22 protein-coding genes and 1 riboswitch are annotated in these 26,181 nt (G+C 66.8%); of the genes, 6 read left to right on the top strand and 16 right to left on the bottom strand.

Annotation, left to right across the window (positions count from 1 at the left end; translation table 11 throughout):
• Positions 1-23: 23 nt before the first annotated feature.
• Both metX and ACT3S6_RS12750 read right to left on the bottom strand, forming a co-directional pair.
• Entirely contained in the window at positions 24-1,199 is a 1,176-nt protein-coding gene (metX, locus tag ACT3S6_RS12755) for a homoserine O-acetyltransferase MetX (protein ID WP_444555266.1), read from the bottom strand.
• A gap of 17 nt (positions 1,200-1,216) precedes the next feature.
• On the bottom strand, positions 1,217-2,578 hold the full coding sequence (locus ACT3S6_RS12750; protein WP_444555265.1) for a bifunctional o-acetylhomoserine/o-acetylserine sulfhydrylase: 1,362 nt from the start codon (positions 2,576-2,578) through the stop codon (positions 1,217-1,219).
• A gap of 67 nt (positions 2,579-2,645) precedes the next feature.
• A riboswitch (SAM riboswitch) is annotated at positions 2,646-2,762 on the bottom strand.
• 208 nt (positions 2,763-2,970) lie between these two features.
• Here ACT3S6_RS12750 and ACT3S6_RS12745 point away from each other — a divergent pair.
• Positions 2,971-3,615, top strand: a complete 645-nt coding sequence (locus ACT3S6_RS12745; RefSeq protein WP_444555264.1) for a VOC family protein — start codon at positions 2,971-2,973, stop codon at positions 3,613-3,615.
• Between the two features lie 75 nt (positions 3,616-3,690).
• Here the strand turns inward: ACT3S6_RS12745 and ACT3S6_RS12740 are convergent, their stop codons facing one another.
• From ACT3S6_RS12740 to ACT3S6_RS12705, 8 genes are read right to left on the bottom strand one after another with little or no spacing between them, the layout of a single operon-like run.
• Positions 3,691-4,851 carry a GDSL-type esterase/lipase family protein gene (locus tag ACT3S6_RS12740; protein WP_444555263.1) on the bottom strand — a complete coding sequence of 387 codons (1,161 nt, stop codon included), beginning with the start codon at positions 4,849-4,851 and terminating at the stop codon, positions 3,691-3,693.
• Complete coding sequence (locus tag ACT3S6_RS12735; RefSeq protein WP_444555262.1) at positions 4,851-5,435, bottom strand: TetR/AcrR family transcriptional regulator; 585 nt, start codon at positions 5,433-5,435, stop codon at positions 4,851-4,853. The genes ACT3S6_RS12740 and ACT3S6_RS12735 overlap by 1 nt, the downstream gene beginning before the upstream one ends.
• Positions 5,436-5,490: 55 nt before the next feature.
• A complete protein-coding gene (locus ACT3S6_RS12730) occupies positions 5,491-6,234 on the bottom strand; it encodes a CPBP family intramembrane glutamic endopeptidase (protein ID WP_444555261.1) in 744 nt (247 codons plus the stop codon).
• 9 nt (positions 6,235-6,243) lie between these two features.
• Positions 6,244-7,464: an imidazolonepropionase gene (gene hutI, locus ACT3S6_RS12725; RefSeq protein WP_444555260.1), complete on the bottom strand. Its 1,221-nt coding sequence runs from the start codon at positions 7,462-7,464 to the stop codon at positions 6,244-6,246.
• Positions 7,461-8,705: a formimidoylglutamate deiminase gene (locus ACT3S6_RS12720; protein ID WP_444555259.1), complete on the bottom strand. Its 1,245-nt coding sequence runs from the start codon at positions 8,703-8,705 to the stop codon at positions 7,461-7,463. Before ACT3S6_RS12720 ends, hutI begins: the two co-directional genes overlap by 4 nt.
• Positions 8,702-9,979, bottom strand: coding sequence for an allantoate amidohydrolase (locus ACT3S6_RS12715; protein WP_444555258.1), 1,278 nt, complete (start codon positions 9,977-9,979; stop codon positions 8,702-8,704). Before ACT3S6_RS12715 ends, ACT3S6_RS12720 begins: the two co-directional genes overlap by 4 nt.
• 1 nt (position 9,980) lies before the next feature.
• Positions 9,981-11,675 carry a urocanate hydratase gene (locus ACT3S6_RS12710; RefSeq protein ID WP_444555257.1) on the bottom strand — a complete coding sequence of 565 codons (1,695 nt, stop codon included), beginning with the start codon at positions 11,673-11,675 and terminating at the stop codon, positions 9,981-9,983.
• The gene (locus ACT3S6_RS12705) at positions 11,672-12,388 is read right to left on the bottom strand and encodes an IclR family transcriptional regulator (protein WP_444555256.1); all 717 of its coding nucleotides are present in this window, start codon (positions 12,386-12,388) and stop codon (positions 11,672-11,674) included. The genes ACT3S6_RS12710 and ACT3S6_RS12705 overlap by 4 nt, the downstream gene beginning before the upstream one ends.
• Before the next feature lie 147 nt (positions 12,389-12,535).
• On the opposite strand from ACT3S6_RS12705, the gene hutH reads away from it, so the two are divergent.
• A complete protein-coding gene (hutH, locus tag ACT3S6_RS12700; RefSeq protein ID WP_444555255.1) occupies positions 12,536-14,098 on the top strand; it encodes a histidine ammonia-lyase in 1,563 nt (520 codons plus the stop codon).
• A 30-nt stretch (positions 14,099-14,128) separates the two neighbouring features.
• On the top strand, positions 14,129-14,734 hold the full coding sequence (locus ACT3S6_RS12695; RefSeq protein ID WP_444555254.1) for a HutD/Ves family protein: 606 nt from the start codon (positions 14,129-14,131) through the stop codon (positions 14,732-14,734).
• On the opposite strand, the gene ACT3S6_RS12690 is transcribed toward ACT3S6_RS12695, so the two are convergent.
• Positions 14,731-15,195 carry a MarR family winged helix-turn-helix transcriptional regulator gene (locus tag ACT3S6_RS12690; RefSeq protein ID WP_444555253.1) on the bottom strand — a complete coding sequence of 155 codons (465 nt, stop codon included), beginning with the start codon at positions 15,193-15,195 and terminating at the stop codon, positions 14,731-14,733. The two genes, ACT3S6_RS12695 and ACT3S6_RS12690, sit on opposite strands and share 4 nt — an antisense overlap.
• Before the next feature lie 119 nt (positions 15,196-15,314).
• Between ACT3S6_RS12690 and ACT3S6_RS12685 the strand changes: the two genes are divergently transcribed.
• Positions 15,315-15,932 (top strand): efflux RND transporter permease subunit, encoded by a 618-nt coding sequence (locus ACT3S6_RS12685; protein WP_444555252.1) that lies wholly within the window; start codon positions 15,315-15,317, stop codon positions 15,930-15,932.
• A 17-nt stretch (positions 15,933-15,949) separates the two neighbouring features.
• Positions 15,950-18,601, top strand: coding sequence for an efflux RND transporter permease subunit (locus ACT3S6_RS12680; protein WP_444555251.1), 2,652 nt, complete (start codon positions 15,950-15,952; stop codon positions 18,599-18,601).
• A 515-nt stretch (positions 18,602-19,116) separates the two neighbouring features.
• On the opposite strand, the gene ACT3S6_RS12675 is transcribed toward ACT3S6_RS12680, so the two are convergent.
• Both ACT3S6_RS12675 and tdh read right to left on the bottom strand, forming a co-directional pair.
• On the bottom strand, positions 19,117-20,316 hold the full coding sequence (locus ACT3S6_RS12675; protein WP_444555250.1) for a glycine C-acetyltransferase: 1,200 nt from the start codon (positions 20,314-20,316) through the stop codon (positions 19,117-19,119).
• A gap of 24 nt (positions 20,317-20,340) precedes the next feature.
• A complete protein-coding gene (tdh, locus tag ACT3S6_RS12670; protein ID WP_444555249.1) occupies positions 20,341-21,390 on the bottom strand; it encodes an L-threonine 3-dehydrogenase in 1,050 nt (349 codons plus the stop codon).
• A 132-nt stretch (positions 21,391-21,522) separates the two neighbouring features.
• Between tdh and ACT3S6_RS12665 the strand changes: the two genes are divergently transcribed.
• A complete protein-coding gene (locus ACT3S6_RS12665) occupies positions 21,523-22,431 on the top strand; it encodes a LysR family transcriptional regulator (protein ID WP_444555248.1) in 909 nt (302 codons plus the stop codon).
• A gap of 662 nt (positions 22,432-23,093) precedes the next feature.
• On the opposite strand, the gene ACT3S6_RS12660 is transcribed toward ACT3S6_RS12665, so the two are convergent.
• The 3 genes from ACT3S6_RS12660 to ACT3S6_RS12650 form a co-directional block, all read right to left on the bottom strand.
• Positions 23,094-23,873 carry a type 1 glutamine amidotransferase domain-containing protein gene (locus ACT3S6_RS12660; RefSeq protein WP_444555247.1) on the bottom strand — a complete coding sequence of 260 codons (780 nt, stop codon included), beginning with the start codon at positions 23,871-23,873 and terminating at the stop codon, positions 23,094-23,096.
• 103 nt (positions 23,874-23,976) lie between these two features.
• On the bottom strand, positions 23,977-25,161 hold the full coding sequence (locus ACT3S6_RS12655) for a Gfo/Idh/MocA family protein (protein WP_444555246.1): 1,185 nt from the start codon (positions 25,159-25,161) through the stop codon (positions 23,977-23,979).
• A 26-nt stretch (positions 25,162-25,187) separates the two neighbouring features.
• The gene (locus tag ACT3S6_RS12650) at positions 25,188-26,102 is read right to left on the bottom strand and encodes an aminoglycoside phosphotransferase family protein (RefSeq protein ID WP_444555245.1); all 915 of its coding nucleotides are present in this window, start codon (positions 26,100-26,102) and stop codon (positions 25,188-25,190) included.
• Positions 26,103-26,181 lie beyond the last annotated feature (79 nt).

Genomic DNA, 26,181 nt, shown 5'->3' with positions numbered 1-26,181 from the left:
ACTAGGTTCCCGGGGCGGGGCCCTCAGGCGTAGAACCCCGAACGAAGGACCTGGTTCAACTGTTCGATGTCGGTCAGGAAGCCATCGTGGCCGATCGGTGAATGGATGTACTGGACCTGCGGTGTCTCCGGCAGGGCAGCGGCCAGGCGCTCGGACTGCTGCGGGCCGTAGAGCCGGTCGCTGTCGACGGCGGCGATGAGGAATTCCACCCCGCCGGTCCGGGCCAGGGCGGCCTCGACCCCGCCCCGTCCCCGTCCGACGTCATGCCCCACCAGTGCCTCGGTGAGCACGATGTAGGAGTTCGCGTCGAAGCGGGTCACCAGCTTGCCGGCCTGGTGGTCCAGATAGCTTTCGACCTGGTACCGGCCCCGGTCGAAGCCGGGGCTGCCGAAGGGGTCCTCCTCGGCCTGGCCCTCGTGCCCGAAACGGATCTCCAGTTCCGGCTCGGAACGGTAGGTGATGTGGGCCAGCCGGCGGGCGATCCCCAGCCCCGCGAGGGGGCCGGTGCCACTGCCCCGGGCCACGGTGCCGACGGCGTCGAGGGCGCCGGCCGAGGGCGCCGCTCCGTAGAAGTCGCCACCGGAGAAGTCCGGATCCAGCCGGATGGCCTGCGTCTGGATCTGCCCGAAGGCGATCTGTTCGGCGGAGGCGACCGCGGTGGCCGCAATGACGGCGCACCGGGCCACGCGTTCGGGGTATTCCACCGCCCATTCCAACGCTCGCGCTCCACCGAGGGAACCGCCCAGGACGGAGTGCCAGCGTGAAATGCCCAGGTAGTCGGCCAACCGGGCCTCGGTGCGCACCGAATCCCGCACCGTGGTGAACGGGAACCGGGAGCCCCAGGCCTGCCCGTCGGGGTCGAGGCTGGAGGGCCCGCTGGAGCCATAGCAGCCGCCGACCATGTTCGGGGCCACGACGAAGAACCTGTCGGTATCGATCGTCTTTCCCGGACCCACGAGTCCTTCCCACCAGCCTTCTTCCTGGCTGTGCCCCCGGGAGACATGGGTATCCCCCGTCAGGGCGTGCAGCAACAGCACCGCATTGGAGGCCCGGGCGTCCAGGGTCCCCCAGGTCTCGTAGCCGATCATCACCTCGGGCAGCCAGCCGCCGGTCTCGAAGCGGTAGCCGCCGATGGGCACGCATTTGAGGATGCCGTCACGGATCAACGGCGCCCCGGGGGCCTGACGTCGTTCCCTCACGTCGCCGACGCCCTGGCTCACCGGACGGCCTGGACTTCCGGGGCGGCCTCTGCGGCTTCGTCCCCGGCGGCGGCCGCGGCGGCGAAACCGACCTCGAGGTCGGCGATGATGTCGTCGATGTGCTCGATGCCCACCGACAGGCGCACCAGTCCGGCTCCCACCCCGGCCGCGGCGCGTTCGGCGTCGGAGAGCTGGGAGTGCGTGGTGGAGGCCGGGTGGATCACCAGCGAGCGCACATCGCCGATGTTGGCGACGTTGGAGTGCAGTTCGAGGCCGTCGACGAAGGCCCGGCCGGCCGGTTCGCCGCCGGAGATCTCGAAGGCCAGGACCGCGCCGACGCCCCGCGGGGCGTATTTGCGGCCGAGTTCGTACCAGGGGCTGGAGGGCAGGCCGGCGAAGGCGACGGAGTCGACCTGGGCGTGGGCCTCGAGCCATTCGGCGACCTTCTGCGCGTTGGCCACATGGCGTTCCATGCGCAGGCTCAGGGTTTCCAGGCCCTGGGCGATCAGGAAGGCGTTGAACGGGGAGACCGCCGAACCCAGATCGCGCAACAACTGGACGCGCGCCTTGAGGATGAACGCCAGGTTCGCCCCCAGGGCGCCGTCGACCCCCAGATCGCGGGCGAAGACCAGCCCGTTGTAGGACTCGTCGGGGGTATTGAATTCCGGGAAGCGTTCCGGGTCGGCCGCGAAGTCGAAGTTGCCCGAATCAACGATGGCCCCGGCGACGGAGGTTCCGTGCCCGCCCAGGTACTTCGTGGCCGAGTGCACCACGATGTCGGCACCGAATTCGATGGGGCGGACCAGGTACGGGGTGCCCAGGGTGTTGTCCACGATGAGCGGGACCCCGGCTTCGTGGGCCACCGTGCTGACGCCCTCGATATCCAGGACGTCCTGGCGCGGATTGGAGATGACCTCACCGAAGAATGCCTTGGTGTTCGGTTTCACCGCGGCCCGCCAGGAATCCAGGTGGTCGGGATCCTCCACGAAGGTGACCTCGATGCCGAGGCGCTTCAACGTGTGCTTGAACAGGTTCTGCGTTCCCCCGTAGAGGCTCGGGCTGGCCACGATATGGTCCCCGGCTCCCGCGAGGTTGAGGATCGAAAGCGTGGTCGCCGCCTGGCCCGAGGCCAGCAGCAGGGCCCCGACCCCGCCTTCGAGGTCGGCGATCCGGGTTTCGACGGCTTCCTGCGTCGGGTTGCCGATGCGGGTGTAGATCGGCTCGAGTTCCTTCAGCGCGAAGCGTGCTGCGGCACTCTCGGCGCTGGGGAAGACATACGACGTCGTCTGGTAGATAGGCAGCGCCCGGGCCCCGGTGGTGGGATCCGGTGCCTGTCCGGCGTGGACCTGGCGGGTTTCAAAAGACCATGATGCAGACATTTCTGTCCCCTTCTACGACTCAGGGGCCCCTGTTCCACGGCGGTCCCGGAAGGGAACGCCGGGAGGTGACCCGCGCTTGTCCGTTCTCCTTGTGGAGGCGAACCAGGTCTTCACCCGGGGCACCCCACCGCGAGTGGAGGGTTGCCGGCCAGCAAACCGGGGTTTCGCGCTGGCACTCATGACCTGCCTCCAGTGTTGTGGATCGGGGCGGCCGCCGCAACAACGCGGCGTCAATATGACCGCAGGGCGCAACATTCCTCCCCCTCCCCCGTCCGGTCCCCCTCCTGACGGCCGCGATGGAGGCCCGGGAAACGGGTCGAGGAAAATACGAACCATGGTGATTTAGGGCACCCTAAGTCGAGACGCACCTCACAAAGTGCGATCATGAAGCCATGATGAGGTTGGATCACGTTTCGTACGCATGTGGACCAGACGGGTTGGCCGCGACGGCCGCCCGTGTCGGCAAGACTCTGGGGATCGAGTCCGTCAAGGGAGGCATTCATCCCCGCTTCGGGACCAGGAACGTCATTTTCCCGTTGAAGAACACCCAGTACCTGGAGGTCGTGGAGGTCCTGGACCACCCGTCCTCGGACAAGGCGCCGTTCGGCCAGGCCGTCCGGGCCCGATCGGAGATGGGTGGCGGATGGATGGGTTGGTGCGTCGCCGTTGACGACCTGGCCCCGTTCGAGGAACGTCTGGGCCGGTCATCGGTCCCGGGCAACCGCAAGTTCCCCGACGGCCAAGAACTGACGTGGCAGCAGATCGGCATCAAGGGCCTGATCGCCGACCCGCAGGTGCCCTACATGCTGCGCTGGGATACCGGCACCGAGGACCTGCACCCCTCCCGGGCATTGGATCCGCAGGGGCATATCTCCGGGATCGCGATCGCCGGTTCGGTCGAACGGGTCCGCGAATGGCTGGGCACCCCCTCGGAGTCGCCGTTGGGCGATGTCGAAGTCCAGTGGGAGGCCCCCAATGGCACCCCGGGAATCATGACGGTGACCTTCGAGACCCCCTCGGGGACCATCACCCTCTGATCCGCTCACGGAGGTGGAACACCGAACGACGGCGGCCCGCGGGCCGCCGTCGTTTTCGCTCTGTGCCGTCCCGGATCAGTGCCGCGGCACCGCCGCGAAGGGTCCGTCGGCGGCGAAGACCCGATCGGCGAAGCGATCGCCGATCAGCTGATGCGTTGCGGAATCCGGATGCAGGTTGTCCGGCAGCGGCAGCTCGGCCTCGTCCGGGGCCCCATACAGCTCGAGTCCGTCCAGGAAGTACAGGTTCGCATCGTCCGCCCGGTCTTCGACCAGGGAGCGCATCTCGCGGCGGATGACCTCCAAGGTCAGCCGTCCCGCCGATTCATCCCCTGGGGTCCCCGTCGCGCTGAACTTGACCTGGCTGGTCCCCAGGCTCTCCGGGACGATCGTGCCGGGGCCCGACGTGCTTTCGTGAATCGGGCAGAAGATCGGGGAGATCAACACCAGCGGCGTGGTGGGATGCCCCTCGCGGATGGTGTCAAGGAATCCGTGGATGGCCGGGACCAGGGTCCGCACGCGCATGGCATCCAGGTTCACGATGTTGATGCCGAGTTTGACGCTGATGACGTCCGCTGGCGCATCGCGGATCACCCGCGCCATGAAGGGGTCCACGAAGCAGCTGCCCCCGAAGCCGAGGTTGTGCAGTTCGACCCCGCCCCGGCGGGCTGCCACGGCGGGCCAGATCCCGCTGGGGGATGCCGCGTTCGATCCCTGGCTGATGGAGCTGCCGTGGTGGACCCACAGCGGACGGGTCCGGGGCGCGGGGTGGAGCGGCTTGTCGGAGCAGAGGCTGATCAACTCCAGGGATTCATTGTGGGGGAGGTGGAATTCGAGCGTCTTCTCCGTTGGCGCGAGGCCCTCCACGACGGTTGTGTGGTGGGGCCCGGCCACGTGGTGCATCGAGCCGGCGGCCATGTCGATTTCCACGGCGTCCCCGCCGGTGAGTTCGTCGCCGAGCTGGAGGCTGCCGTCGACGAAGACGTCGATGCGGCCACGGGGCCTTTCGCTCCCCCGGAACGCGGTGTGCGTCGAATGGGAGACGAGCTTGATCCGGGTCGCAGTCGTCCTCACGACAATGCGGACGCCCGCGGGCTGGGATTCACGGTCAATGAGGGTCTGTTCAGGGTATTGCCGGCGCACCCAGGCCGGCAGCCGGTGGATCCGCATCCCGTCGGGGGTCTGCTCGAGTTCGGCGGCGCCCCGGACGAGGTCTGTGGTGAGGTCGGTCGTGATCATCAGTGCTCCTGCTCTGTGGTGGTGGGCCAGCTAGCCAGGGCGCGGTCGAGGGCTTCCAGGGCGCGATGCCAAGACGTCCGGGTCTGCTCGTCGCGGTGCTCGAAGGAGGAGGCCCGTTCCAGGGCCAGGAACCCGTTGACCGTGGCGCCCATGAATCGGGTCGCGTGCACCAGTTCGGTCTCCGGCAGGCGGTAGCCGCGGAGCACCGAGAAGGTGAGGTCAACGAGGCGGATGGCCCCCGCGGAGCGTGCGGTCTTCGGCGTGGCGGGCCGTGCCAGGACGGCCCACCGGCCGGGGTGCTGCCCGGCGAAGTCGCGCTGGGCTTCACCCAGACCCACGAGCGCCTCGTATCCGGAGCGCCCAGCGATCCCCGCGGCCACCGCCTCGGCCACCTCGCCGAGGACGAGTTCGTGCACCCCGTCCAGCAGGGCTGCCAGATCCTTGACATGCGAGTAGAGGCTGGCCGGGCGGACGCCCACCTCCCGGGCCAACGCCGAGACCGTGATGGCCTCGAAGCCATCCCGGTCAGCCAGTTCGGCGGCTGCCTGGACCACTGCTGCCTGGTGAAGGGGTGCACGTTTCATGCATTGAACCTACACCCTGTAGGCGTTTGCCTACAAGCTGTAGGTCCAGGGGTGGCTAGGTTCCCAACCCGATCGCCGAACCGATGAGCGAATACCCCACGAAACCGGCGATATCCAGCAGCGCATGGGCGATGACCAATGGCATGACCCGGCCCGTCCGGGTGTAGATCCAGCCGAAGATCACCCCCATGACGGCGTTGCCCAGGAACGGACCGAACCCCTGGTAGAGGTGGTAGCTGCCCCGCACCACCGCGCTGGTGAGGATAATCGGCCAGGTCCCCCAGCCCAGCTGCCGCAACCGGTCGAAGAGGTACCCGATCATGATCGTCTCCTCCAGGATCCCGTGCCGGATGGCCGAGAGCACCAGCACCGGGATGGTCCACCAATATGGTTCCAGCGCCTCGGGGACGAGGGCCGTGGTCACCCCCAGCGTCCGGCCCACGGCGTAGAGCCCCAGGGTGCCGACCCCGATCAGCACGAAGAGCCCCACCCCCTGCCATGAATCCTTTCCGGGCCGGCGCAGATCGAATCCGAGCGCACGGAACCCGTTCCTGCCGGCCAGATAGAACAGGTAGAACACCAGGGCGACCGGAACCAGGGCGAACATGATGTCCATCAGCTGGTAGGTCAGATCAAAGTACTGCCGGTTGCTGAGCGAATTATTCAGCGTGGTCGTCTGTGATCCCAGCGGGCCGCGGCTGAGCTTGTCGATCAGCGAAACGATCGCGTAGAGGGCGGACTGCCCCAGCGAGAGCCCCAGGACGATCAGGATTTCCGGCCACAGGCTCTTGCTACGCATAGGTGAATACTATGCCAGTGGCGCGGACCCCACGGCGGTCCGATCCACCCGCTGCCCGGCCCGCCAGACGGCCCCGGTCAACGGCATGCCCGGCCGGTAGGCCAGATGGGCCGCCGACGGTGCGTTGAGCAGCTGCAGATCCGCCCGTTTGCCGACCTCGATGCTGCCCACCTGGTCCTGCACCCCCAGGGCCAGGGCCCCGCCCATCGTCGCGGCCTGCAGGGCCTCGGTCAGGGACAGGCGCATCTGCAGCACCGCCGTGGAAACGCAGAAGGCCATCGAACTGGTGTAGCTGGTCCCCGGGTTGCAGTTCGAGGCCAGGGCGATCTGGACGCCGGCGTCGAGCAGCCGGCGCCCCTCGGCCAGCGGCTGCCGGGTCGAGAGGTCGCAGGCGGGCAGGCAGGTCGCCACGGTCCCGGCTTCCCCCGTTCCGCTCGCGGCATCCCAACCGGACCAGGATCCGGCGAGCGCGTCGACATCCGCCTCGTCGAGGTGGTTCACATGGTCCACGCTCGCGGCCCCGAATTCCACGGCCAACCGCACCCCCGGCCCGGGACCGAGCTGGTTGCCGTGGACCCGCAGGCCCAGGCCCGCATCACGGGAGGCGGCCAGGACCCTGCGGGATTGGTCTTCGGTGAAGGCCCCGCGTTCGCAGAACACATCCGCCCATTTCACGTAGGGGCGCACGGCGGAGAGCATGTCGGAGCAGACCAGATCGGTGTATTGCTCGGCGTCGGCGCCCGGCGGGACCAGATGGGCGCCCAGATAGGTGACCTGGTCCACGATCGTGGAGGCGATCCGGGCGTGGCGGGCTTCCTCGGTGACATCCAGGCCGTAGCCGGTCTTGGTCTCCAGGTAGGTCGTCCCCCCGGCGGCGGCCTCGGCCACCCGGCCCATGAGCAGTCGGGTGAGTTCGTAATCGGTGGCGGTCCGGGTCGCCTCCATGGTGACGCTGATCCCCCCGGCCGCGTAGTCGGCGCCGGCCATCCTGGCCTCGAATTCGGCGGCCCGGTCCCCGGCGAACATCAGGTGGGTATGGGAATCCACCCAGCCCGGCAGCGCGGCCCGGCCCCCGGCGTCGTACACGGTATCCACCGCCGGGGCCTGGCGGGGATGCCCGATCCAGGCGATACGCCCCCGGTCCATGACCACGGCGGCACCGGCCAATACCCGTGCGTCAGGGTCCAGCGTGGTCAATTCCCCGATATTGGTCACCAAGGTGGCACTCATGCGAACTCCCGATGCTCGTAGATGAAGGTCCTCAACAAGGCGGCAGGATCGCCGAGCCGGGTGTGGATTCCCTCCCGGGCGACCTCGACGCCATTGATGACCACAGCGTGGACGTCGGCGGCGGTGGCCGTCAAGGGCAGCTGGGCCACCCGGCTACCGGCGGTGCGCAGACTACCGGCGTCAACCAGGAGGTGGTCGTCGTTGCCGGGCAGGGACAGGCTGCGCAGCCCCCCGGCCCGCGAAGCCGCCGACAGCTCCGCCGGGGCGAAGCGGCCGCGGATCCCGCTGCGGAGGCGTTCACCGTATTCCAGGGCCCGCATCTCCAGATACGGGTCGATGACCGCATGCTGGTCGGTGCCCAGGGCGAGGTTCGCCCCGGCGTCGACCAGGGCCCGCGCCGGGCCGATGCCATCGGCCAGATCGGCCTCCGTCGTCGGGCACATCACGATCGAGCAGCCGGCGGCCCCCAGGGCGGCGATATCGGCCTCGGTGAGGTGGGTGGCATGGACCGCCGACAGGCGTGGACCCAACAGCCCCTGCCCGGCCAACAGGGCGGTGGGGCTCACCCCGTGGGCGGCCAGGCACCCCTGGTTCTCCGCGGGCTGCTCGGAGAGGTGCACATGCAGCGGCTCGCCCGGTTCCAGGGCCGCCGCGATGACCGGCAGGGCCTGGAGAGGGACGGCCCGTACCGAGTGGAGGGCCGCGCCCAGAGTCACCAGGCCCGCCCCGTCGGCCCCGGTGGCGGGTTCCTCGGAGGCCAGGGCCGCCCGCAAGGCGGCATGGCGGCCCACCCACCCGGCGGCGTCTCCGTCGGAGAAGCGTCGTTGGGTGGCATTGAGCTCCACCGGGGCCCCCTCGGCATCGAGTCCGCCGGACAAATAGCAGGTGTCCAGCAGGACCAGTCGGATTCCCGCGGCCCGGGCGGCCCGGGCCAGCGCGCGTTCCATGTCATGGTCGGGATAGGGGGTGCCATCGGGGCCATGGTGCAGGTAATGGAATTCGCCGACGGCGGTGAACCCGCTGACCACCATCTCGGCGAACACCGCGGTGGCCAGCTGTTCGTAGCCGGCCGGATCCAGCTGGTCGGCGGCGGCATACATCCGTTCGCGCCAGGTCCAGAAGTCCCCGGCCCCACCGGTCGCCCCCTCATGGGTGCGCCCGCGCAGGATCCGGTGGAAGGCATGCGAATGCGCGTTCACCGGGCCCGGCACCTTCACGAGGTCTTCCGCGGCCCCGCTCACAGCAGGTCCTCCAGCGCGTCGCCCAGGGCCACGGTGCCGGCGGTGGCGTCCTCGTCCTCGACGTGCTCCTCGGGCGAATGGCTGATGCCCGAGGGGTTGCGCACGAAGAGCATCCCGGTGGGGACCTCGGCAGCCAGCACCCCGGCGTCGTGCCCGGCACCGGTGGACAGGGCGGGGGCCGCAGCAGTGGTGCGGCGCACCGAGTTCTGCAGGGTCCGGGTGAGGGTGGCATCGAAATGCACGGTGCCCGAATAGGATTCCTCGGTCATGGTCACCGAACAGCCTTCGAAGGCGGCGATCTTCTGTGCCTGGCCGTGGATCCGCTCCACCAGCATGGCGGTGACCGCATCGTCGGGGTGGCGCACATCCATCCAGAAATCGATCCGGGAGGCGATGACGTTGGTCCCGCCGGGGAGTGGTTCCAATCGTCCGACGGTGGCCCGCGCCCCGGTCTGGCCTGCTGCGGTCTTCCGGACGGCCAACACCATCTGGGCGGCAGCGACCATCGGATCGGCCCGGTCGGTCATCAAGGTGGTTCCCGCATGGTTTCCCTGCCCGGACACGGAGAACCGCCAGCGGCCGTGTCCGAGGATCGAGGAGGCCACGGCCACCGCGGGTCCGCGGCCGGCCGCATCGACATGGTCCTCACCATTGAGCCCCAGCCCCTGCTCGACGTGCAATTCGACGAAGTCGCCGATCCGGGCCAGTGCCGCCTCATCGCGTCCCATGGCCGCGGGGTCCAGCCCCTGGGCCTTCGAGGCCTCGGCGAAGGTGGTGCCGGATCCGTCGCGCAGGTTCAGCGCCCGCGTCGGCTCGATCGCCCCGGTGAGCAGCCGCGACCCCAGGCAGGCGACCCCGAACGCGGAGCCCTCCTCCTCGGGGAACACGGCGATGGCCATGGCCCGGTGGCGCTGCAGGTCCCCCGCGGCTTCACGGGCGGCCAACACGTCATGGGCGGCCAGCGCCGAGGCGACCCCGAGCGGGCCGTCGAAGGCCCCGCCGCCGGGGACCGAGTCCAGATGCGAACCGGTGACCAGGGCCCCGCGGCGCCCCTCGGTGGATGCGGCGCCGGGCAGATCCCACCAGGCCCAGATGATGCCGTTGGGATCGCGTTCGACGGCGAGACCACGGCGGGTGGCCTCGGTGGTGAACCATTCACGCAGTTCCAGCTCGGGGGTGGAGTAGACGGGGCGGGTGTAGCCGCCGCGGCGCCGATCGCGTCCGGTGTCCGCGATGGCCGCCATCAGTGAATTGACGGTGCTGATCTCGTTCATGCTATTCCGCCATCGGGATGCGCACGCCGCGTTCGGCAGCGACTTCGGAGGCGCGGTCGTAGCCGGCGTCGACGTGGCGGATGACGCCCATGCCCGGGTCGTTGGTCAGCAGGGCCTCGAGTTTGGCGGCGGCCAGCTCGGTGCCGTCGGCGACGGAGACCTGCCCGGCGTGGATCGAGCGGCCGATGCCCACCCCTCCCCCATGGTGGATGGACACCCAGGTGGCCCCCGAGGAGGCGGCGGTCAGGGCGTTGAGCAGCGGCCAGTCGGCGATGGCGTCGGAGCCGTCGGCCATGGCTTCGGTTTCGCGGTAGGGGCTGGCCACCGACCCGGCGTCGAGATGGTCACGGCCGATGACGATGGGGGCGGAGACCTTGCCGTCGGCGACCAGCTGGTTGAACAGGAGCCCTGCCTTGGCCCGGTCGCCGTAGCCGAGCCAGCAGATGCGGGCGGGCAGGCCCTCGAACTCCACGTGCTCGGCGGCGGCGTCGAGCCAACGGTGCAGGTGGGCGTTGTCCGGGAAGAGTTCCTTCAGCGCCTGATCGGTGACGCGGATGTCCTCCGGGTCCCCCGAGAGCGCGACCCAGCGGAAGGGGCCCAGCCCCTCGCAGAAGAGCGGACGGATGTAGGCCGGGACGAAACCGGGGAAGGCGAAGGCCCGGGCGAAGCCGCCCTGGCGGGCCTCGTCGCGGATGGAGTTGCCGTAGTCGAAGACCTCGGCTCCGGCGTCCTGGAATCCGACCATCGCCTCGACGTGGACGGCCATGGATTCCTGGGCCTTCTTGGTGAAGCCGATCGGATCGGCCTGCGCCTCGGCGTCCCACTGTTCCAGGGTGTATTCCACCGGCAGGTAGGACAGCGGATCGTGGGCGGAGGTCTGGTCGGTGACGATGTCGATGCTCAGCTCCCCCGCCCGGTGTCGGCGCAGCAGCTCGGGGAAGACCTCGGCGGCGTTGCCGACGTAACCGACGGAAAGCGCACGCTGCTCGGCCTGGGCGGCCAGGACCTTGGCCAGGGCGGTGTCCAGGTCGGTCTCCACCTCGTCGAGGTAGCGTTTGCCTTCGCGGCGGCGCAGCCTCTCCTCGGAGACATCCACGATCAGGCAGGCCCCGCCGTTCAGCGTTACGGCCAGGGGCTGGGCCCCGCCCATGCCGCCACACCCACCGGTCAGCGTCAAGGTGCCGGCCAACGTGCCGTCCTCGACGCCGGTGAGCTTGCGGGCGATGGCGGCGAAGGTCTCGTAGGTGCCCTGCAGGATGCCCTGGGTACCGATGTAGATCCAGGAGCCGGCCGTCATCTGCCCGTACATCATCAGGCCTTCGGCCTCCAGCTTGCGGAACTCGGGCCAATTGGCCCAGTCTCCGACCAGGTTGGAGTTGGCGATCAGCACGCGCGGGGCCCACTTATTGGTGGTGAACACCCCGACGGGCTTGCCGGACTGGACCAGCAGGGTCTCGTTGTCCTCGAGGCCTTCCAACGTGCGGATGATCGCGTCGTAGGCCTCCCAAGACCGGGCTGCCCTTCCCGTACCGCCGTAGACCACCAGGTCCTCGGGCCGCTCGGCGACCTCGGGATCCAGGTTGTTCATCAGCATGCGCAGCGGCGCCTCGGTCTGCCAGGACTTGGCGGTCAGCTCGGTGCCGCGGCCGGCACGGATGGTGCGGGCGGGATCGTGCTGGGTGAAGGACTGGCTCATGCCGTCTGCTCCTTGCTGTCGGCATCGTCGCCGGCTTCGGTGTCGAGTTGGTGGGTGGTGAGGATGGTGTGGGCTTCGGCAGCAACCTGGTGGCCGATCCGGGTGATCAGTTCGGCGTCCATCCGGTACGACGGCGCAATCACCGACAGTGCGGCGATCACCCGTGTTTCGTCTCCTCGGCCCACGGTGATGGGTGCAGCGATCGCCGTGACGTCCTTTTCGACGCCGCGGTCGACGACGACGTACCCGGCAGCAGGGGTTTTGCCCCGCAGGACCGTGCCGACGGCACTGCCTTCGAGGGGGACGCTGCGTCCCACCCAGGAGGTGTGGCGAACTGAATGGGTCCCTTCCTCCACGGCGATGTAGATGCTGTGCTTGGCAGCCGTGCCGCCCACCGAGGGGACGCTGAGGTACGCGGACTCCCCCGTGGCAGCCACCAGATGGCGGAGGGATTCCATGGCCAGCGAGACCAACGATTCGTGACTCAGCGCCTGCGCGCCGAGCTGGACGATCCGCATTCCGGGCCGGTAGCCGGCTTCCGGTTCACGGCGGACGAACCCGCTGGATTCCAGCGTCCGCAACAACCGCAGGGCCGTGGAGGCGGAGAGCCCGGTCTGCCGGGCGGCCTCGGCGAGACTGATATGTCCTGCGTCGCAGACGGAGCCGAGCAGGTGCAATGCCCGCTCCACCGTGCGGGTGGACGGTTCGGCCATGTCTCCTCCTGTTTCGATGCCCCGAGGTGGATCCGACAGCCAGCTGTCTTGCCACCAGACAAAATTTGCGTTTCACTTATTGAAACGTGAATGTCATCACTTGGCAAGCTCTTCTTGCCGGTAGGCACCCAACGAGAGGAATACCCCATGGCAGAGAACATCAGCCTGAGTCCAGCACCGCTGGCACCGCACGACGTCGTGCAGGTCGCCCGCCATGACGCCCGTGTAGAGATCACTGAGGAATCGCTGTCCGCCATGGCCGAATCGCGCCGGGTCATCGACGCCCTGGTCACCGATACCCGGCCGCACTACGGGGTCTCCACCGGCTTCGGCGCCCTGGCCACCAAGCAGATCCCGGTCGAGCTGCGCGCCCAGCTGCAGCGTTCGCTGATCCGCTCCCACGCCGCCTCCTCCGGCGCCGAGGTCGATCGCGAGGTCGTGCGCGGCCTGATGCTCAACCGCCTGCACACCATGACCACCGGACGTACCGGGGTGCGCCCCGAGGTCGCCCGCGCATACGCCGCGGTACTCAATGCCGGAATCACTCCGATTGTCGGAGAATACGGTTCGCTGGGTTGCTCCGGGGACCTGGCCCCGCTGTCCCATTGCGCTCTGGCCGTCATGGGCGAGGGCATGGTCCGTAACGCCACCGGTGAGCTCGTCGAGGCCGCCGAAGCCCTGGCTGCCGCGGGCATCGAACCGATCGTCCTGGCCGAAAAGGAAGGTCTGGCACTGATCAACGGAACCGACGGCATGCTGGGCATGCTGTTGATGGCCGCCGAAGACCTACGCCGCCTGGTCGCCACCGCCGACCTGTCGGCCGCCATGAGCATCGAAGGCCTACTGGGCACCGACGACGTCCTCGCCCCCGACCTCCATGCCCTGCGCCCGCATCCAGGTCAGATCGCCTCCGCCGCGAATATGCTCGCCGTACTGGAAGGCTCGACGCTGATCGCCGAGCAGAAGGAAGGTTCGCACGCCTTCACCCGCGTGCAGGACGCCTACTCGCTGCGCTGCGCACCTCAGGTCCATGGCGCCGTGCGCGCCACCCTGGCCCACGCCGAATCCGTGGCCGAACTGGAGTTGGCCTCTGCCATCGACAACCCGGTGGTCACCACCGACGGACGGGTGGAGTCCAACGGCAACTTCCACGGTGCCCCGGTCGGCTACGTCCTGGATTTCCTCGCCATCGCCGTGGCCGATCTGGCCTCCATTTCGGAACGACGGACCGACAGGTTCCTGGACAAGGCCCGCAGCCACGGGCTCAATGCCTTCCTGGCCGATGATCCGGGTGTGGATTCAGGGCACATGATCGCCCAGTACACCCAGGCCGGGATCGTCTCCGAGCTCAAGCGCCTGGCAGTGCCGGCGTCGGTGGATTCGATCCCGAGCTCGGCCATGCAGGAGGACCACGTCTCGATGGGGTGGTCCGCCGGGCTGAAGCTACGCCGTTCGATCGACGGCCTGCAGCGTGTGCTGGCCGTGGAACTGCTCACCAGTGCCCGCGCTCTGGACATGCGCGATGGCGGTCTGGCGACCTCAAAGTCCTCGCCGATCGTCGAAGCCGTCCGCACGGCGATCCGTCAAGTTGTCGAAGGCCCGGGCACCGACAGGTACCTGGCCCCTGAGATCGAGGCGGTCCATATCCTGGTCGCCGACGGCACGGTGCTGGCAGCAGCCAACGGTGCCGCGGTTTCGGCACTACAGTAGGCGCCACGCCCCCGACGTCAGGACCTGTGCATGAGTACCCCCACCCCGGCCCACGTGATCCGTTTCGCGAGCCTGCCCCCTGAACGCTGGCGCAATGGTGGCGGCTCCACGGTGGAGATCACCCGCTCGGAGGCGCCGCCGGAGTCCGGTTCGGGCGCCACGACCTCCGACGTCGGCTGGCAGTGGCGCATCAGCGTTGCCGATGTGGCCCGGGAGGGCAGGTTCTCGGCGTTCCCGGGATGCGAACGGATCCTGACGGTCATCGATGGTGAGTTCATGCTGCTCAGTGTTGACGGCGTCGAGCAGGGTCTGCAGAAGTACCGGCCGTTCCGTTTCGACGGCGGAGCGGAAACCGGTGCCACCCTGCCGGAGGGACCGATCAGGGATCTGAACCTGATCACCGGGCCCGGACATCGGGGGCACGTGGTCATCCTCGAACTTTCGAAGAAGCGGCCGCACCCGGTCTTCGGCGACCAGCACGCGGTCTTCCTCCAGGGCAACGCGGCAGTCTCGGCAGGCTCGGATGCCGAAGCCCTCAGACTCGAGCGGCTCGATACCGTCATCGGCAACGACGCGGCACCTCCGGAGATCTCCGGCAGGGGCTACCTCGCCGTCGTTTCCCACGATCCGGACTAGGCATCCCCCGCCGGCGTGCCGTCGTCGACGAGTGCGACTGCCGTCAGGGCTTCGAGCCCCTGGACCAGTGCCCGCAGATCGGCGACCGGCATCCGGGCCATCGCCGCCTTGCGGTACCGGTCGGCGTCGATGAGCACCGCGTGGAGCATTTCCCTGCCGTGGTCGGTGGCCACCAGCCGACGTGAACGCCGGTCTCGTTCGTCGGGGGCCCGTTCAACGACCCCGTGACTGACCAGCCGGTCCACGATCCCCGATACCGTCGCCAGGGACACGTGAAGGATCTCGGAGATGCGCTGGGATGTTGCATCCCCATTGGCCGTGATCACCACGGCCATGGCCTTGAGCTGCTGAACAGTCAGGGGCAGGGAGAGCAGCGCCTCCAACGATGCGTCCCGACGCATCCGGTCAGAGCTCGTTTCCAGCGCCTCGATGCGCCCCATCAGCGCTTCCCTCTCGTCCATGCCCCTCTTTCCTCCGGTGACCGGCAGCGACCAACAGGCAGATGCTTAGCCACGGGCTATGCTTATTTGGTTACAGCTTATCGGCTGATCTTCCCCGCTGCCTGCAGAAGGATCCCCTCGTGCACCATCTCGCCCACCTCAGTCTGGCCAACCGGGCTGTCGTCGCGCTGTTGACGCTCATCATTGCCGTTGCCGGCTTCGTTTCGATGGGTTCACTCAAGCAGGAACTGATCCCGCCGATCAGCGTTCCGCAGACGACGATCCTGACCACCGCCGTCGGGTCCAGCCCTGAGCTGATCGACGAGCAGATCAGCCTTCCGCTCTCGAAGGCCATCAAGGGCGTCAGCGGGGTGGAAACCGTTTCGGCCGCCTCGGCCCCCTCGGTGTCGACCATCACCGTGGCCACCGAATACGGATTGGACCAGGACGAGGTCGAATCGAGCCTGCGCGAGGCCGTCGATTCCGTCTCGGGGAAGCTGCCCGAGGGGACGAGCCCGGAAATCCTGGCCGGCAGCACCTCGGACATTCCCGTGGTCATGCTGACTGCTTCCTCGGATGCCTCCGCGGAAGAGCTGAGCCACAGTCTTGAAACCGCAGTCCTGCCGGAGGTCAAGGGCATCGAGGGGGTCCGTGACGTCCAGCTCAGCGGTGATACAAGCAGCGGATCACCATCGACCCCGACGCCAAGAAGCTGGCTGCCGCCGGACTGGGCCAGCAGGCCATCTCCTCCGCCCTGAAGGCCAATGGCACGACCTTGCCAGCAGGCACCATCGTCGAGGACGACCAGTCAGTCTCGGTCCAGGCAGGCAGCGCCATCGAATCACTCGATGCCCTCAAGTCCCTGCCCCTGCTGCCGTCCACCCCGCCGGCGGATGCCGGTGGCACTCCAGGCCAGGACGCACCCAGTGAGGACGGCCCCGGCGCCCGCCCCGGCGCCGGCTCCGACGCCGGCGACCAGCCCGGTGCTTCAGACGGCCAGGCCCCTGCTGCCCCCGCAGCCCCGGCCAGCGGTCCGGTGCAAACCATCGGCGATGTCGCCTCGGTGAAGGTGACCAACGAAAAGCAGACGTCCATTACCCGCACCAACGGCGAGCCCAGCCTCTCCGTCCAGGTCACCGCGCTGCCCGATGCCGACATCGTTTCCATCTCCCACGCTGTCAACGACAAGCTCGACGGTTTCAAGGATGCGTTGGGCGCCGGTGCCGCCATCACCCCGATCTTCGACCAGGCCCCGTTCATCGAGGAGTCCATCAACCACCTGGCCATCGAGGGCCTGCTGGGGCTAGCCTTCGCCGTCGTCGTCATCCTGGTCTTCCTACTCTCCGTGCGTTCGACGCTGGTCACCGCGATTTCGATCCCGATCTCGGTCCTGGTGACGTTCATCGGGCTCAATTTGGGTGGCTATTCGCTGAATATGCTCACCCTGGGCGCCTTGACCATTGCCATCGGCCGTGTCGTGGACGACTCGATCGTGGTCATCGAGAACATCAAACGACATCTGGGCTATGGCGAGGAAAAACGACAGGCCATTCTGACCGCCGTGAAGGAGGTTGCCGGGGCCATCACGGCATCGACCCTGACCACGATCATGGTTTTCCTCCCCATCGCGCTCGTCGGCGATGTCGTCGGCGAGTTATTCAGGCCCTTCGCCCTCACCGTCGCCATCGCGATGATGTCCTCGCTGTTCGTGGCGCTGACCATCGTTCCTATCCTCGCCTACTGGTTCATGCTCCAGCCCCAGCACGACGTCGACCCGGCTGAGGTCCGTGCTGCATCTGAGGTCAAGGAACGCAAGAGCCGGCTACAGCGCGGTTACCTGCCGATCCTGCGTGGCACCCAGCGCCACCCTGTGTGGACGCTGGTCGGCGCCGGACTGATCCTGGTCCTCACCGCCGGCATCCTGCCGCTGTTGAAGGTCGATTTTCTGGGCAGCACCGGACAGAACAGCCTGCAGGTCACCCAGGAGTTCAAGTCCGGGGCCGATCTGAAGACGATCAGCACCAAGGCCCAGGCGACCGAGGACGCCCTGATGGATTCCGACGGAGTCGAAAGCGTCCTCCTCACCGCCGGCGTCGGTGGCGAGGGTCTGGCTGCCATGCTCGGTGGCGGCGCCAATTCGGCGTCGTACACGGTGAACACCGACCCTGATGGCGACCAGAGTGCCATCAGCGCGGACATCCAGAAGCGTCTGGCTGACCTGCCCGACGGGCAGGACGTCTCCGTCGGAGAGGCGGCTGCCTATGGAAGCAGTACGGTGGACGTGATCGTCAAGGCGCATGACGACAAGTCGGCGCTGACCGAGGCTTCGAACCAGGTGCTCTCAGCCCTCAAGGACACCCCGCATTCGACGGATATCGCCAGCGACCTCGCGGCCGACCAGCCGACGATCGAGATCCAGGTGGATCGCAAGAAGGCGGCACAGGCCGGGCTGACCGAAATGCAGGTCTCAGGGATCGTGGCTTCCGCAGCCAACCCGCAGGCCGTGGACAGCATCAGGATCGACGGTCAGGACCTCTCCGTCTATGTCGACAGTGGCGCTTCGGTCTCCTCGCTGAAGGAGCTGAAAGACTCCCAGGTCCCCAGCGCTTCCGGGATGAAGAAGCTCTCCGACCTCGCCGACATCAAATCCACCAGCGTGCCCTCTTCGGTCAGCCGGCAAGGCGGCCAACTCGTGGCGACTGTCTCGCTGACCCCCGACGAGGGCGAGCTCGGAGCGGTGACCTCCTCGGTCACGGACTCCTTGGACGGTATCGATCTGCCCGCGGGAGCGTCAGTGGAGATCGGCGGAGTCAGCGCACAACAGACCGATTCCTTCGAGCAACTGGGACTGGCCATGCTGGTGGCCATCGCGATCGTCTACCTGCTGATGGTGGCCGAGTTCCGGTCCCTGCTCCAGCCGCTGATCCTGCTGGTGTCCATTCCCTTCGCGGCTACGGGTGCGATTCTGCTCATGCTCATCTCCGGCAAACCTTTGGGCGTGGCCTCGATGATCGGTTTGTTGATGCTCATCGGCATCGTGGTCACCAACGCGATCGTGCTCATCGACCTGGTCAACCAATACCGACGCCAGGGCCAGAGCGTCCAGGACGCCGTGGTCAACGGTGCCCGACAGCGGCTGCGCCCGATCCTGATGACGGCCTTGGCGACGATCTTCGCCTTGACGCCGATGGCGCTGGGCGTGACCGGATCCAGCGGGTTCATCTCACAGGACCTGGCCATCGTGGTCATCGGCGGACTGGTCTCCTCCACGGCACTGACGTTGGTCCTGGTGCCGGTACTGTACCAACTGGTCGAAGGCCGGCTGGAGAAGCGTGAACAACGCAAGGCAGCCAAGGCGATGCCGCATGGTGCCCACGCGGCCCCGGTTGAGCCGGACCTGCCACCAAACACCGCCACCAACCCGTAACCAGGGCATGAAGGAGGCCGATCCGCTTCTGCGGATCGGCCTCCTTCTTCATGCTGCGGTTCGTTCGCTCCGCCGGACGGCGGAAACCCGGACCCGGCATCGGGCCGAAGCTAGCGGTACATCCCGCCCCTATTGATCTGTGCCCGGATGTTGCGTAACGCTGCGGCCCTTTCCGGATCTGCGCCCTGCATCTGGCGCGCCCGCCGATCGAGGCTATTCCTCATGGAAAAGAACAGCATTGCCCCCACGAGAATAATTCCTATGATCAGCCATATGATCCAACCCATTCCTGCCCCCTGCTATGTATTCCGGAGCACACCATCGCCGCTGGTCGCTCTGCGGATGCAGGCCACGGTCCGACGCCCGTCATCAACGGCGCCCAGAGGAATGATGATGCCTTCAGGTACTGGTCGACGATGATTCCTCCCGGATTCCACGACGTCCTGGCAGGGCAACATAGAGGGCCGACCCACCGCTCCGGATCGACCCTCTATGTTGATGCTGAGTTGCGCCAGCTACCGGGCGGCGATGAACGCCTGCACGCACGCCTCGATGTCCTTCGGTGAGTGGGCTGCCGAGAGTTGGACGCGGATACGGGCCGCCTCGCGCGGAACCACCGGGAAGCTAAACGCCGTGACGTACACCCCATGCTCGAGCATCGTATCGGCCACCGCGGCTGCCTTGGCGGCGTCACCGAACATCACCGGGATGATCGCGTGTTCGCCGTCGAGCAGCTCGAAGCCTTCCTCCGTCATCCGCCGACGGAACAGTGCCGCGTTCTCAAACAAGCGGGTGCGCAGCTCCCCGGAATCCACGACCAGTTCCAAGGCCTTCAGCGTCGCGGCGACGATCGCCGGGGCCAGCGAGTTGGAGAACAGGTAGGGCCTGGCCTTCTGGCGCAGCATCGCCACGATCTCGGAGCGGCCTGCGACGTAGCCACCCGAGGCACCGCCCAGTGCCTTGCCGAAGGTCCCGGTGTAGATATCGACCCGGTCCGATACCCCTGCGTGTTCCGGGGTTCCGGCGCCGGTGGCACCCATGAAGCCCACGGCATGGGAGTCGTCCACCATCACCAGGGCACCGAATTCGTCGGCCAGGTCGCAAATCGCTTCCAAGGGGGCCAGGAAGCCGTCCATGGAGAAGACCCCGTCGGTGACGACGACCGAACGGCGCGGACCGGCGCCGTCGTTCATGCTGCTCGCCTCGGTCAACCGGGCCCGCAGCTCATCCATGTCCTGGTTGGCGTAGCGGAAGCGCTTGGCCTTGCTCAGACGGATCCCGTCGATGATGGAGGCGTGGTTCAGCGCATCGGAGATGACGGCATCCTCGGGGCCGAAGAGTGATTCGAACACTCCCCCGTTGGCGTCGAAGCAGCTGGAGAACAAGATGGTGTCCTCGGTGCCCAGGAATTCCGAGACCTTCTGCTCGAGCTCAAGATGCAGATCCTGCGTGCCGCAAATGAAGCGCACGGACGCCATGCCGAGGCCGCGTTCGTCCAAGGCGGTTTTGGCCGCCTCGATGAGCCGCGGGTCGTCGGCCAAGCCGAGGTAGTTGTTGGCGCAGAAGTTCAGCACGGCGCGGGCCGGCTGGCCGAGGGCGCCGGCGGCGATATGGCTGGACTGGGCGGAGTCGATCCGGCGCTCGTGTTTGAACGTTCCGGCGTCGGTGATTTCTGCCAGTTCCGCAGTGAGCTGGTCCTTCAGGGTGGAGTACATGGTTCTTCCTTTCGGAACAGACGTTTAGTTGAACACGGTCCAGTCGAGAATGACTTTTCCGCCTTGGCCGGCACGGGCGGCTTCGAAGCCGGCTTCCCACTCGGTGGCCGGAAGCCGGTCGGTGACGATGGAGGAGATGCGCTCACGTAGTTGGGCGTTGGAACCGAGCATGGCGCTCATGGCATACCAGGTCTCGTACATTTCGCGTCCGTAGATGCCCTTGAGCGTGAGCATATGGGTGACAACCTTGCCCCAGTTGATGTCGATGTTGGTGCTGGGCAGACCGAGCATGGCGATCTTACCGCCGTGGTTCATGTTGTCGATCATCTCCGGCAGCGCGGTGGCGTGGCCGGACATCTCCAGGCCGATGTCGAAACCCTCGACCATGCCCATTTCCAGCTGCGCCTCGCGGATCCGGTTGGCGGAGACGTCCACGGCCAGATCGATGCCCATGCTCCGGGCCAGGTCGAGCCGGGCGGTGGAGACGTCGGTGATGACGATCTTGCGGGCCCCGGCATGGCGGACGACTTCGGCGGCCATGAGCCCGATTGGACCGGCACCGGTGATCAGCACGTCTTCACCCACCAGCGGGTACGCCAGTGCGGTGTGGACGGCGTTGCCGAAGGGATCAAAGATGGCGCCGAGCTCGGGGGTGATGGATTCGTCGCGGTGGACCCAGGCGTTGGTTTCGGGAATCACCACGTACTCGGCGAAGGCCCCATCACGTTGGACCCCGACGGAGACGGTGTTGATGCACATCTGCCGCCGGCCGGCGCGGCAGTTCCGGCACATCCCGCAGACCACATGGCCCTCGCCGGAGACCTTGTCGCCGAGCTGGACGTGGGTCGCCAATTCGCCGACCTCCACGACCTCGCCGTAGAACTCGTGGCCCGGAATCAACGGGGCCTCGATCATGGAGCGCGCGGCATCGTCATAGGCCAGGATGTGCAGGTCGGTGCCGCAGATGCCAGCGGTCTCCACACGGATCTTGACCTCATGCGGGCCGGTGACGGGTTCGGGCCGATCAACAAGCTCCAGGCCCTCGTGCGGACCGGATTTATACAGTGCCTTCATGGGATCCTTACTGGCTACATGCATGGTGTGGCGGTCGAGGACCGCGTCTTTCCCCCAGTCTGACACCGTAATGACGACTTCAACGGTTAAGAACATGCGTCATTATCTGAAGCGACGATTTAGGATGAGCTAATGGAAGTTCACCAGTTGCAGATCCTGCGCGAGCTCGGCGACCTCGGCAGCGTCCGTGCCGTCGCGACGTCGATGTTCGTGACCCCCTCGGCGGTTTCCCAGCAATTGGCCCTGCTTCAACGCGGCGTCGACGTCCCGCTGACCCGCAAGGAAGGCCGGACCCTGGTGCTCACGGAAGCCGGCCGGATCCTCGCCAACGCCGGTGCCGCCGTCATCGCGTCGATGGCCGATGCCCGTGCGGCCATCGGAAACTACCAGAACGACGCCGCTGCTCCGGTCACGCTCGCCGGCTTCCACTCGGTCGGGCAATCCCTGTTCGCCCCGCTGTTGGCGCGTCTGAAGGCGGAGCAAGGGCCGCAATTGCTCTTCTCGGATGAGGACGTCGCCCAAGACGACTTCCCGGCCCTGACCTCCCGCTACGATTTGGTCTTGGCCCACAGGATGGACCACACCCCTCCCTGGCCCGAACAGCAGGTCTCCGTGGTCCCGCTGGCCAATGAGCCGCTGGACATCGCCGTGCCCACCGGGCACCGGCTGGCCAGGCATCAGGCCGTGACCCCCTCCGACCTGCTGGGTGAGCGGTGGGCGGTCAGCCGGGAGGGGTACTCCCCCGCCGATATCCTCGGCGCTATCGCCGCCGTCTCCGGCGGCGCACCCGAAATCGTCCACCGGATCAACGACTACGCCACCGTCGCCGAGCTGGTCGGTACCGGCAATGTCCTGGGGGTCATCCCCCGATACACGGCAGGCGCCTCGGTAGGTGAGGGTGTGGTGCTGCTCCCCTTGAAGGGGATCGCCAACCGGCGTCGCATCGACCTGCTGGCCCGACCCGAGTCATTGCGCAGACTCTCGGTCCAGCGGGTCGCCGACGCTCTACGGGAGACCATGGCCGAACGCGCCGCGGGCTGACGCAGGAATATTGGCCGGTGACGGCGCAGCCTCGGTCACAGGTTCGCCAGTTGATCTCCCGACAAATATCCTGCCTCGTACCTTTTCCGGATGAGAGACTTCGGCATCGTGAGCTGCACGTTGATAGGAGGCATTAGCTCGTGACTTCAGCGGATCGTCCGAAGTCATGTTGTTCGATAACGTGGGAGTCATCGCCCGAGGCATTGGAAAAGAGGAGGCTCGTATCAACAAGTCACGGCTTACGGCGGCGGTGCGCTCACCAGCGAGCGGGACACTGATGCCCGCCTCAAATCCATGCTCGGCATCTCTGGCGTTGCAAGCTGATTCTCAGGATTCGATGTGAACCAAAAAACCAATTGGCTGTTCCCCGGAGCAATCCTTGTCTTTGCGTTGGCTGCAGCGGCTCTCATCTTGACGATTCCCCCGCTATTTACAGCGCACGAGCCATACCAGGTGTGGCTAACATCCACACTGGGAGTTCTCACCACGGTCCTAGGAATAGCCGTCATTCTCATGCGGCCTCCTAGACAGAAACCACATGATTAGCAGAATCAGCGATGGCCCCCACACTGCCGGTGTGGAGGCCATCGACCTGCGTCAGGCTAGTGCGGTATCAGGGGGTCACGGCCAGTCCGTCCCCACGCGCCGATCACCTCAGCGTGTCAGTGCCCGGCTTCCTCGGCAGCGGCTTTCTCGGCAGCCTTTTCGGCGTCTTTGGCCTGGCGCAGCGCCTCCGACTCGCTCTCCTCCTCTGCCTTCTCCTGGTGGATGACCTCAGCCAGGAGCTTTTCCATCTCCTTGGCCACCCCACCGGCAGATGCCGGATTCTGGCCGGTCACCAGCCGGTCGTCGACGACCACCTTTTCCTCGAAGACGTCAGCCTGGACATGGGTCGCCCCTTGTTCTTCGAGCCGGTCTGCCAGGAAGAACGGGATGACCTTGTCCTTGCCAGCCGCGACTTCCTCGTCATTGGTAAAGGCCGCAACCTTGCGCCCCGAGACCAGTCGGAAGCCATCGGCTAATTCAACGTTCACCAGTCCAGCAGGTCCGTGGCAGACAGCGCCGACCACCCCGCCGGCATCGTAGACACCTGCCACGAGCTTCTGCAGGCCCTGGCTGTCCGGGAAGTCCCACATGGTTCCGTGACCGCCCACCAGGTAGACGCCGTCGTACTGTTCGGGATCGACCACTTCGACCCGCGCCGTGTTGTAGAGCCCGGCACGTGTGGTTTCGCTTTCGTTGAAGGCCACCTGAATGGGGTCCTCCTTGTCGACCACGTCCTGCGGGGGCTGCCCGCCCTTGATGGACGCGAAGTCCACGATGTGACCCGAATCGGCGAACACCTTCCAGGGATGCGCTGCCTCTGCGACGTTGTAGCCGGTCTTCTCACCCGTATCACCGAGTTCGGAAACGCTGGTCAGGACCATGAGGATCTTCTTCATGTCGTGCTCCTTTCGTCCGGTTTCCCAGCCTAGGACAGATAGAGCCGACTTCACAGCACATTCTTTGAGCGCAGCTCCAGGCAGAAGTCCGGCGGTTTTTCCGTCAATCCCTGCTGGCAACCCGCTCCTGGTCAGCAGCGAAATACCTCAACAACTCTGCATCTAGCGGCGGAACCTGCCGTGCAGCCCCATCCCCGCGCAACGACTGCGTCGCCAGCACCCCAGCAGCCACGGCAGCCCGGGCGGCGACTGGTGAAGTTTCCGTCGGGCCACCTTCGGCGGCGAAACGCAAGAATTCGCCGATCAGCAACGGATCGGCTCCACCATGCCCGCCATCGGCGTCGGCGATGACCACCTCGTGGTCGGCTTCCACATAGCCGCCCTGGGTTCTGCTGGTCCACACCTTGATCCGGTCCCCCGCGTGATCTCCGAAGTTCTCCAGCCGTCCCCGCGTGCCGATCACCGTGTAGTTACGCCAGTAGTCGGGACTGAAATGGCACTGCTGGTAGGACGCCAGGATGCCGTTGTCCAGCACCATGTTCATCATCGAAATGTCCTCCACGTCGATGACCGGGTTCAGGTCCTGCTGTTCGGACGGCGGCCAGTTCTGCAGCGAGAACCAGTCACCCATACGTCGATCGGAGTTATCGCGCCGGGATTCCACGTCCCCGTACACCGCCAGGGTACCGACGGCGGAAACCCGCTCCGTATAGGCATCGGCCAGCCAGTGGATGACGTCGATGTCGTGCGCACCTTTTTGAAGCAACAAACCGGTGGTCTTCGCCCGTTCGGCATGCCAGTCCTTGAAGTAGTAGTCACCGCCATTGCCGACGAAGTGCCGACACCAGATCGCTTTGACCTCGCCGATGGTTCCGGCCTGGATGATCTCGCGCATCTGGCGGATCACCGGCATATGGCGCATGTTGTGTCCGACGTACAGTTTGGTCCCGGTCCGGAAAGCTGTTTCGAGGAGTGCATCCACGGCTTCGAGCGTGACATCCAGCGGCTTCTCGCAAAATGTGGGGATCCCTGCTTCCAGGGTTCGCGTGGCCACCGCGGCATGCTGGTTGTCCGGGGTGAGGACCAGCACGGCGTCCAAACCGGCCTTCAATAATTCATCGAGGTCGGCGGTCACGGTGGCTTCGGGTAGCTTCGCTGCCGCATCGGCCCGGCCACGTTCGCTGGTATCGCACACCATGGTGACGACTGAGCCCTCACCGGGCCGGTGGGCTTGTCTGAACAGTCCGGAGCGCAGGCCGAAACCGACCACCCCTACTTTGAGATCCATGAGTCCGGGTCCTTCCGTTGATGGGTTCAGTTTTCGCGGCATAGTTGTTCTATGGCATGCCGTCCCACGGACTGCAGCGGGTCCCCATCCGGCATCAGGGCCATCATGGTCCCGAAGTGCACCGCCCACCCCCGGGCGCGCAACCAAGTGTCCTCATCGTAGGGAAGTTCGGCGACGAAGGCCGCGCGGCCTGCCGGCGTGAAATGCAGCCAGGCAGCCGCGAGGTCGCAAGCGGGGTCCCCGGCGGTAATGTCCCCGAAGTCCACGACCGCCAAAATTCTCGCTGGCCCCGAACCGGGGACAGTCACGAGGTTATGCGGATGCAGATCCCCATGCAGCCAGAGTGGTGGGCCGTGGTGTTCGGGCGCGTTCGCCCCTGCTGCGAAGAGCGCGTGCCAGGGCCCCTCCAGGGGTGGGTCTGCCTCTGCCAGACGCCGGGTGAAGTCCTCGGCGCGGGTGGCCAGTGCCAGGCCACGCACGCGGTTGCGGGGAGCATCCGCCGGGGCCGGAACGTGAAGTGCGCGCAGGAACCGCCCAAGGGTGGCTGCGTAGCCATCCCGGTCGGCGGCGGAACGGATCGCCGCGGACTCCCCGTCGAACCAGGGCACCACCGCCCAGTGGTACGGGTAGCCGACTCCCGGCTGGCCTCGGCGAACAGCTGCGGGGATCGGCGACGGCAGCCGCGGTGCCAGGAAGGGCAACCATCTGACTTCGTTGAGCAGCAGCTGGTGGGCGCTGGCCCGGCGGGGCAGACGCACGGCCAGTTCCTGACCCAGCCGGTAGACGACGTTGTCCCAACCGTTGGTGACCCGCGAGAGGTCCAGATGAGCCAGATCGGGGTGCTGTTCCTTCAGCAGGGTGCGGACCAGGGCGTCTGTGACATCGACATCGTGTGCTGGAACGGCGATTCCGGTTCGTTTCGCTGCGCCTTGGGTGGTCATGGAACCACGCTACACACCCGGCACGCACCCGAGGGGCGGGCGGAAGGTTCTCCGCCCGCCCCTCGGGCAGGTACTGCGG

It is taken from the genome of Arthrobacter sp. AOP36-C1-22 (assembly GCF_052377515.1).
Lineage (GTDB): Bacteria > Actinomycetota > Actinomycetes > Actinomycetales > Micrococcaceae > Arthrobacter_H.
Note: the sequence above shows the minus strand (reverse complement) of the source record. Positions and strands in the feature narration are given on the sequence as shown.